General features: G+C 73.4%; 7 protein-coding genes. 3 read left to right on the forward strand and 4 right to left on the reverse strand.

Annotated elements, in window-relative coordinates; all coding sequences use genetic code 11:
* Window positions 1-117 (forward strand): integrase core domain-containing protein (locus HDR73_RS15800; protein ID WP_287136483.1); only part of this gene is annotated, 117 nt, incomplete at its 5' end.
* On the opposite strand, the gene HDR73_RS15805 is transcribed toward HDR73_RS15800, so the two are convergent.
* Window positions 114-1,352, reverse strand: a complete 1,239-nt coding sequence (locus HDR73_RS15805; RefSeq protein ID WP_223842697.1) for a glycosyltransferase family 2 protein — start codon at window positions 1,350-1,352, stop codon at window positions 114-116. The genes HDR73_RS15800 and HDR73_RS15805 overlap by 4 nt on opposite strands.
* A gap of 299 nt (window positions 1,353-1,651) precedes the next feature.
* Between HDR73_RS15805 and HDR73_RS15810 the strand changes: the two genes are divergently transcribed.
* Window positions 1,652-3,178 (forward strand): cryptochrome/photolyase family protein, encoded by a 1,527-nt coding sequence (locus HDR73_RS15810; protein WP_012297903.1) that lies wholly within the window; start codon window positions 1,652-1,654, stop codon window positions 3,176-3,178.
* Window positions 3,179-3,220: 42 nt separating this feature from the next.
* Here HDR73_RS15810 and HDR73_RS15815 read toward each other — a convergent pair whose 3' ends face one another.
* Window positions 3,221-4,312: a YihY/virulence factor BrkB family protein gene (locus HDR73_RS15815; RefSeq protein ID WP_012297902.1), complete on the reverse strand. Its 1,092-nt coding sequence runs from the start codon at window positions 4,310-4,312 to the stop codon at window positions 3,221-3,223.
* 278 nt (window positions 4,313-4,590) lie between these two features.
* Here HDR73_RS15815 and panD point away from each other — a divergent pair, with 278 nt between their 5' ends.
* Window positions 4,591-5,007 carry an aspartate 1-decarboxylase gene (panD, locus tag HDR73_RS15820; protein ID WP_041464316.1) on the forward strand — a complete coding sequence of 139 codons (417 nt, stop codon included), beginning with the start codon at window positions 4,591-4,593 and terminating at the stop codon, window positions 5,005-5,007.
* Between the two features lie 293 nt (window positions 5,008-5,300).
* On the opposite strand, the gene HDR73_RS15825 is transcribed toward panD, so the two are convergent.
* A complete protein-coding gene (locus HDR73_RS15825) occupies window positions 5,301-6,074 on the reverse strand; it encodes a lysophospholipid acyltransferase family protein (protein ID WP_041464315.1) in 774 nt (257 codons plus the stop codon).
* A gap of 179 nt (window positions 6,075-6,253) precedes the next feature.
* Complete coding sequence (locus HDR73_RS15830; protein ID WP_012297899.1) at window positions 6,254-7,288, reverse strand: aldo/keto reductase; 1,035 nt, start codon at window positions 7,286-7,288, stop codon at window positions 6,254-6,256.
* Window positions 7,289-7,441: the final 153 nt, after the last annotated feature.

A 7,441-nucleotide genomic window follows, 5' to 3' on the forward strand; every position in this document is an offset into this window, starting at 1 on the left:
CGCGCCGCGACCTACCCTGCCTGGCTGCATCACTACAACCACCACCGCCCCCACACCGGCATCGGCGGACTCACGCCCGCCGAACGCGTTCACAACCTCACTGGGAACTACACCTAGGCCGCGGATCCACCCGGCGTGGCCGGGCGGGCGAACGGCCCGCCGTGGGCGACGAGCAGGCGCAGCAGCGCCATGACGATGTCGGCGGCGGTGACGACGCATGCCGTCCAGCCGACGGCCGTGGTGAGGCCGGCCGATGCGGGACCCCCGACCTCGGCCGCCGCGAGGACTCCGACGACGAGGACTCCGACGACGACGACGGCCACGGCGTCGACCGCGGAGAAGGGCGGTACGGTCTCGGCCGCGGAGGGGCCGCCGCGCCGGGCCGCGGGAGCCATCCGGTGCAGGCCGTCGCGGATGCGGGAGACGCCGTACGCCGCCTCGGCTGTCTCGAGAGGGAGGAACGTCGCGCCGAAGAGGACGTCGGCGGCGGTGCGTTCGCGGATCCGGCGGAGGGTGCGGATGTGCAGCGGCAGCCGCACCACGACGGGGACGACCCACCACCATGCGGGCTCCAGGATGCCCTGGATCCCCGCGGCCGCCACGTACAGGACCACCAGGGCGAACGACACGAACCGGAGGACGGGCCCGACGCCGATGCGCAGGGACGCCAGGCGCGCGCGACGCCGGTCGCCGACGTCGGCGGACGAGCCGCCGCGCGCCATCCGGGCGACGTGGGCTCCCCACCGGTCGCGTCGCTCGCGCATCATCCCCCACGTGACGGCGGTGTCGACGCGGGCGCGCGCGCCGGGGACCAGGGCCGAGCGGTCGTCGCCGGCGAGGAGGGCGGTGAGCATCCCCTCCGACGAGGCGGTGGCAGAGGCGGACGACCCCGCGTCGTGCGCGGGGAGCTGCAGGAGCGTCGCGGGAGCGAGCGGCACCGGGCCGGAGAGGCCGAGGTCGGTGCCGGTCTCGACGGCGCCCATGACCCAGTGGCGCTGCAGGAGCCGGAGGGCGCCCGCGAGGGGGCCGCGGGATCCGCTCGGCCGGGGATCGAGGCTCGCGGACACCGATGAGGTGCCCGGATCCCGCTCGAGGGCGGCGGTGAGGAGCTCGAGCACGTCGGGTTCCAGCTCGGCGTCGGGCGAGACGAGCAGCACGCGCTCCGCGTCGCCGACCAGCCGGAGCGCGAAGCCGTAGGCCGAGCGGAGCGAGCTCTCGCGCGGGCCGCGGTCGATGACCGTGACCGTCGTGCTGGCGGGACCCGCGCCGGGCACGGCGCGCTCGTGGCGTCCGTTGAAGGTCCGCGCCACGGCGAAGGTGTCGTCGCGGCTGCCCGCGACCACGACCACCACGCGCTCCGGGGGGGATGGTCTGCCCCAGGATCGACGTCAGCGTGGCCGCGATCGTGGATCCGGCGTCGCCCGCCACGACGACCGCGGAGACGGCGTCGCGCGGCGACCGCCCGGAGCGCTCGGGCGGGGGCAGGGGCGTGCTCTGGTCGTCCATGGGCCTCTCGATGACGGCGGGTCTCGGGCGGCGGTCGGCCCCGGACGGACGCGCACTGCCATGTGCAATATTACGGGCCGCCGAGGGGTGCTCGCGCAGCGACCACGCCCCGGTCGCCCGCCGGGCGCCGTCCTAGGCTCGTCCCATGAGCGACGACGACGCCCCCGACCACGGATCCGCGGACCGGGAGGGCGCCGACCAGGCGCACGGCCCGACGATCGTGTGGCTCCGCGACGACCTCCGCGTGGCCGACAACCCGGCGATGCACGCCGCCGTCGAGCGGGGCGAGCCGATCGTGGTGCTGTACGTGCTCGACGAGGAGAGCGCGGGGATCCGCCCGCTCGGCGGCGCCGCCCGCTGGTGGCTGCACATGAGCCTGTCGCGGCTCGGGGAGTCGCTCCGGGGGCTCGGCTCGCCGCTCGTGCTGCGCCGGGGGAAGGCCGCCGACGTCGTCGACGATCTCGTGCGGGAGGTCGGCGCGGGCGCCGTGCTGTGGAACCGACGCTACGGCGGCGCGGAGATCGCGGTCGACACCGCCATCAAGAAGGACCTCGGCGACCGCGGGCTCGACGTCCGCAGCTTCCAGGGATCGCTGCTCGTCGAGCCGTGGACGGTGGTGAACAAGCAGGGCGAGCCCTTCCGCGTGTACACGCCCTTCTGGAAGACCGCGCAGGATCGTGAGGAGCCGCGGAAGCCGTTCCCCGCACCGGACGCGCTCGAGGCACCGCGGAAGGCGCCCCGCTCCGACGACCTCGACGACTGGGGCCTGCTGCCGACGAAGCCCGACTGGGCGGCCGGCCTGCGGGAGGCCTGCGATCCCGGCGAGGCCGCGGGGCTGCAGCGCCTCGAGGACTTCGTCCACCACGAGCTGGAGGACTACGCCGCCCAGCGCGACGAGCCCGCGGCGATGACGACCTCCCGGCTGTCGGCGTACCTGCGCTGGGGCGAGGTGAGCCCGTTCCAGGTGTGGCACCGGGTCCAGCGCACCCGCGGCAAGAAGGTGGGCGGCGACGAGGTCAACGCGACCAAGTTCCTCTCCGAGCTGGGATGGCGCGAGTTCAGCTACCACCTGCTGTACCACCAGCCGGATCTCGCGACCCGCAACTTCGTGCCCCGCTTCGACGCGTTCCCGTGGGACGAGCCGCGCGACGACACCCTCGGCGCGTGGCAGCGCGGCGAGACCGGCGTGCCCCTCGTGGACGCCGGCATGCGCGCGCTCTGGAAGGACGGGCACCTGCACAACCGGGTGCGCATGGTGGTCGCGTCGTTCCTCATCAAGAACCTGCTGATCGACTGGCGCCATGGCGAGCAGTGGTTCTGGGACACGCTCGTCGACGCGGACGCGGCCAACAACGCGGCGAGCTGGCAGTGGGTCGCGGGATCCGGTGCGGACGCCGCCCCGTACTTCCGCGTGTTCAACCCCGTGCTGCAGGGGCAGAAGTTCGACCCGTCTGGCGAGTACATCCGCTCCTACGTGCCCGAGCTCGCGCACGCGCCGCGGGACGTCGTGCACGAGCCGTGGAAGGCGCAGGGCGACCTGGTCGCGAGCGCCGAGGACGACGCCGACGCCTCGGCCGACGGCGGGCTGGCGGCGTACCCGTCGCCCATCGTCGACCTGAAGGAGTCCCGGCAGCGGGCGCTGGCGGCCTACGACGAGATCAAGGACCGGTGACGCGCGGGCCCGCGCGATCGACGCGCGGGCCCGCCGGTCGGATCAGGCGCCGTCGCCCGCGTCGCCTCCGCCGCCGAGGCGCTCGGCACGCTCATGCCGCTCGCGGATCCCGCGGCCGCGCTTCACGTCCTCGCGCTCCGCGGCGGCCTTCTTGTCGCTGACGGCCGTGTCGCGCGGCGGGAGCTGGAGAGTCTCCTCGGCCGCGATGCCGGCCTGGAGCTGGCGTCCACGCTCCAGCTCCGCGTCGAACTCGGCGCCGAACAGGAGGGCCAGGTTCGCGATCCAGAGCCACAGCAGGAACACCACGACGCCGGCGAGCGCGCCGTAGCTCTTCGCGTAGCTGGAGAACTCCGTGACGTAGAAGGCGAAGGCGACCGAGGCGATGACCAGCACGACGAGCGCGATGGCCGCGCCCATGCTCATCCAGCGGAACTTCGGCTGCTTCGCGTTCGGGGTCGCGTAGTAGAGGATCGCGATGAGCAGCACGATCGCGAACGCGAGCACCGGCCACTTGGCGATGGACCACACGATCTGCACGGTCTGGCCGAGGCCGAGCGCCTCGCCGATGGCGTCGGTGACCGGGCCGGAGATCGCGATGATGAGCGCGCACACGAGCAGCAGCACGATCCCGATCACCGTCACGGCGAGCTGGGTGGGCTTGAGCTTCCAGAACGGGCGGCCCTCGGGGATCTCGTAGATCCGGTTCATCGCGCGGCTGAACGCACCGACGTAGCCGGAGGCCGACCAGATCGCGAGCACGATGCCGGAGACGAGCGCGAAGCCGGCGGCGGGCGACTCGACGAAGCCCGTGAGGATCGGCTCGATGAGCGCCAGGGCGTCGGCGGGCGCGAAGCCGCGCAGCAGGTCCAGCACCGCCGACACCGTCGACTCGCCCTGCCCGAACACGCCGAGCAGCGAGATGATCGCGATGAGCGCCGGGAACAGCGACAGCACCGCGTAGTACGTGAGCGACGCCGCGATGTCGGTGCACTGGTCGGTGCCGAACTCGCGCATGGTCTTCCGGAGGACGTACTTCCAGGAGGGCTTCTCGATCTCCGTCGGGGAGTCGGGCTTGCGCGCGTCGTCCTCGTCGGGACGGTCCTCGATGGTGCCGGCCGTGTCTCGTCGTGCCACTGGTGCCTCCGTGGGTGTGCTCGGGGTCGGGTCCCCTCCCCCAGCGTGGCCCCCGTCCGGCGGCGCGCCTAGCCCGCACGGATCCGGGGAGGGATCCGCGACGACCGGCGCCCGCCGGGAGCGCCGGCGTCTCGTACACTCGCCGGGGGCCCGCACGGCACGGATCCGGCACCCGCCGGAACATCCACCGGCTCGCGCGCGTTGCCCCCGTGATCGCCCCGGCGATCACCGTGCTCCGCCGACGGGCGCACGGACGCCGCCCGAGCAGAGGAGCACGCATGCTGCGCACCATGATGACCGCGAAGATCCACCGCGCCACGGTGTCGCACGCCGACCTCCACTACGTCGGCTCCGTCACGGTCGACCGCGACCTGCTCGACGCCGCCGACATCCTCGTGGGCGAGCGCGTCAGCATCGTCGACGTCACCAACGGCGCCCGGCTCGACACCTACACGATCGCGGGCGAGCGCGGCAGCGGCGTGCTCGGGATCAACGGCGCGGCCGCCCGCCTCGTGGACGTCGGCGACACCGTGATCCTCATCGCCTACGGCCAGATGACCACCGAGGAGGCCCGCGCGCTCGAGCCCCGCGTAGTGCACGTGGACGCGGCCAACTGCATCCGCGCCGTGGACGCCGACCCCACCGCGCCGCCCGCGCCCGGCCTCGAGCGGCCGCCGCTGGCCGAGCCGGTCTGAACGCTGCCGGGCCGGACCGAGCCGGTCCGAACGGACCCGTGCGAGGATCCGCAACTGTACTGGGTCTCCCAAATGACGGACATACCCACTTCCCCCCAAAACGGGGTACATTCCCGCTCGCGCCGGGGGATCGCCAGGATGCGCGGCTACCGTGGAGGCATCCGGTACGGCTCTTCGGGTGAGCTGTACCGCACCAGCCGGTTCGTCTGCGGGTAACAGACGTTCACGTGCGCAGTCCGGCCCGGGCCTCGAAGGCCCGGGCCGGTCTCATTCCCTCAGGGCCCTCCGTCGGGTCAGCGCCCCTCGGCGCGTCGCCGGCGCCGCTCGTCGCGCTCGGCGTCCGCGGCCGCGGCCTCCTCGGGCGTCGGCGCCGTGCCACCCCGGTGCCGCGGCTGCCACCATGCGCCGCGGCCGTCCACCGGGTACGCGGACTGGAGGTCGTCGACCAGCCCCTGCAGTTCCTCGCGCAGGGCGTCGGTGACCTCGCGTGGATCCGCGTCGGCCGCCACGGGGATCCGCTCGCCCACGCGCAGGTGCACGGGCACCCCGATGCGGTCGCGCATGCGGATGCGGCGGTTCTTGGTGAGGAGCCGGTGCCCGCCCCACACGGCGACGGGCACGATCGGCACGCCGGCCTCGGCCGCCAATCGCGCGGCACCGGTCTTCAGCTCCCGCACGCGGAACGACGCGCTCACGCCCGCCTCCGGGAAGACGCCAATGAGCTCGCCCGCGCGCAGGGCCGCGACGGCGTCCTCGTACGCGGCCGCCCCCGCGGTCATGTCGACGCTGATGTGGCGCATGCGACGCAGGACCCAGCCCACGCCGGGCGTGTCGAACGCGCCCTTCTTCGCCATGAAGCGGATCCGGCGGCGGTTGTGCAGCCATGTCGCCCACTCGACGAGCGCGAACTCGAGATAGCCGAAGTGCGTCATCGCGATGACCGCGCCCCCGGTGTCCGGGATGCGGTCGCGGCCGTCGGCGACGAGGCGGAGGCGGAGGGATCCGAAGAGCGCGCGGCCCAGGACGACAGCGGTCCCGTACACGGGCTCGCGGGTGCGACGGGTCATGGATCGACCCTACGGGGACGGCATGGGCGCCGACCGGGAGCCGATCGTCCGCGGATCGGCGTCGGCTCCCGGTGGTGCAGCCCGCGCGCGGGTCAGCGCCGGCCCCACGGCCGCGCGCGGGTCAGCGCCGGCCCTGTGGCCGCGCGCGGGTCAGCGTCCGCCGCATGACCGAGCGCGGGTCAGCGCCGGCGGCGGGCGGGATCCAGCCAGTAGTTCGAGAAGCCCGTGTCGGCCGGGTTCACGTTGAGGCCGGGCGGCACGATCTCGTCGATGCGGTCGAGCGTCGCGGCGTCGAGCTCGAGGGTGGCCGCGTCGAGCTGCGACTCGAGCTGCTCCATGGTGCGCGGGCCGATGATCGCGCTGGAGACCGCCGGGTGGCGCAGCACGAACGCGAGCGCGAGGTGCACGAGCGGCACGCCGAGCTCGTCGGCGAGGGCGCCCAGCTGGTCGGCCGCCTCGAACTTCGGGTCGGCCGGGTCGTAGCGCGACGGGTCGCGGTCGTTGCGGTGCGTCTTCGGGATCTCCTGGCCCTTGCGGTACTTGCCGGAGAGCCAGCCGCCGGCGAGCGGGCTCCACACGAGCGTGCCCATGCCGTGGCGCTCGGTGGTGGGGAGGAGGTCGGCCTCGACGCCGCGGGTGAGCAGCGAGTACGGCGGCTGCTCCGTGACGAACCGCGCGGTGCCGCGCTCGCGGGCGATCCACTGGGCCTCGACGACCTGGCTCGGCTGGAAGGTGGACGACCCGATGTAGCGCACCTTGCCGGCGCGCACGAGGTCGGTGAGCGCGCCGAGGGTCTCCTCGATGTCCGTGTGCTCGTCCGGCCGGTGCATCTGGTACAGGTCGATGTAGTCGGTGCCGAGGCGGCGCAGCGAGTCCTCGACGGCCCGCACGATCCAGCGGCGGGATCCGCCGCGGTGGTTCGCCTCGGGCTTCATCCCGTTGAAGAACTTGGTCGCGAGCACGAGGTCGTCGCGGCGGCCGGACTGCGCGATAGCCGTGCCGACGATCTCCTCCGACTCGCCGTACGCGTAGATGTCGGCGGTGTCGATGAAGGTGATCCCGGCGTCGATGGCGCGGTGGATCACCCGGATCGACTTCTCGTGGTCGGTCTCGCCCCATGCGCCGAACATCATGGTGCCGAGGCAGAGGCGCGAGACCTCCACGCCGGTGCGTCCGAGGTGGGTGGTGGGCTGGTCGGTGGACTGCTCTGTCATGAGCGCCACGCTACGCGCTGGGCGGAGGAGCGGCCCTAGGTGTACTCGGCCGTGACGTTGGTGACACTTCGGGGCGTGTGAAGAGGCCTCCTGGCTTGATGGAGCTGTTCAGTTCAACCATCGCCAGGAGGCCTCGATGTCCCACGGTAATGC

Origin of the sequence: Clavibacter sp. (assembly GCF_014802555.1) — a bacterium.
GTDB lineage: Bacteria > Actinomycetota > Actinomycetes > Actinomycetales > Microbacteriaceae > Clavibacter > Clavibacter sepedonicus.

Bases quoted from the DNA above. Each gene is read 5' to 3' on its own strand.
- HDR73_RS15830 (WP_012297899.1), bottom strand. From the start codon at position 7,288: ATGACAGAGCAGTCCACCGACCAGCCCACCACCCACCTCGGACGCACC.
- panD (WP_041464316.1), top strand. From the start codon at position 4,591: ATGCTGCGCACCATGATGACCGCGAAGATCCACCGCGCCACGGTGTCG.
- HDR73_RS15810 (WP_012297903.1), top strand. From the start codon at position 1,652: ATGAGCGACGACGACGCCCCCGACCACGGATCCGCGGACCGGGAGGGC.
- HDR73_RS15825 (WP_041464315.1), bottom strand. From the start codon at position 6,074: ATGACCCGTCGCACCCGCGAGCCCGTGTACGGGACCGCTGTCGTCCTG.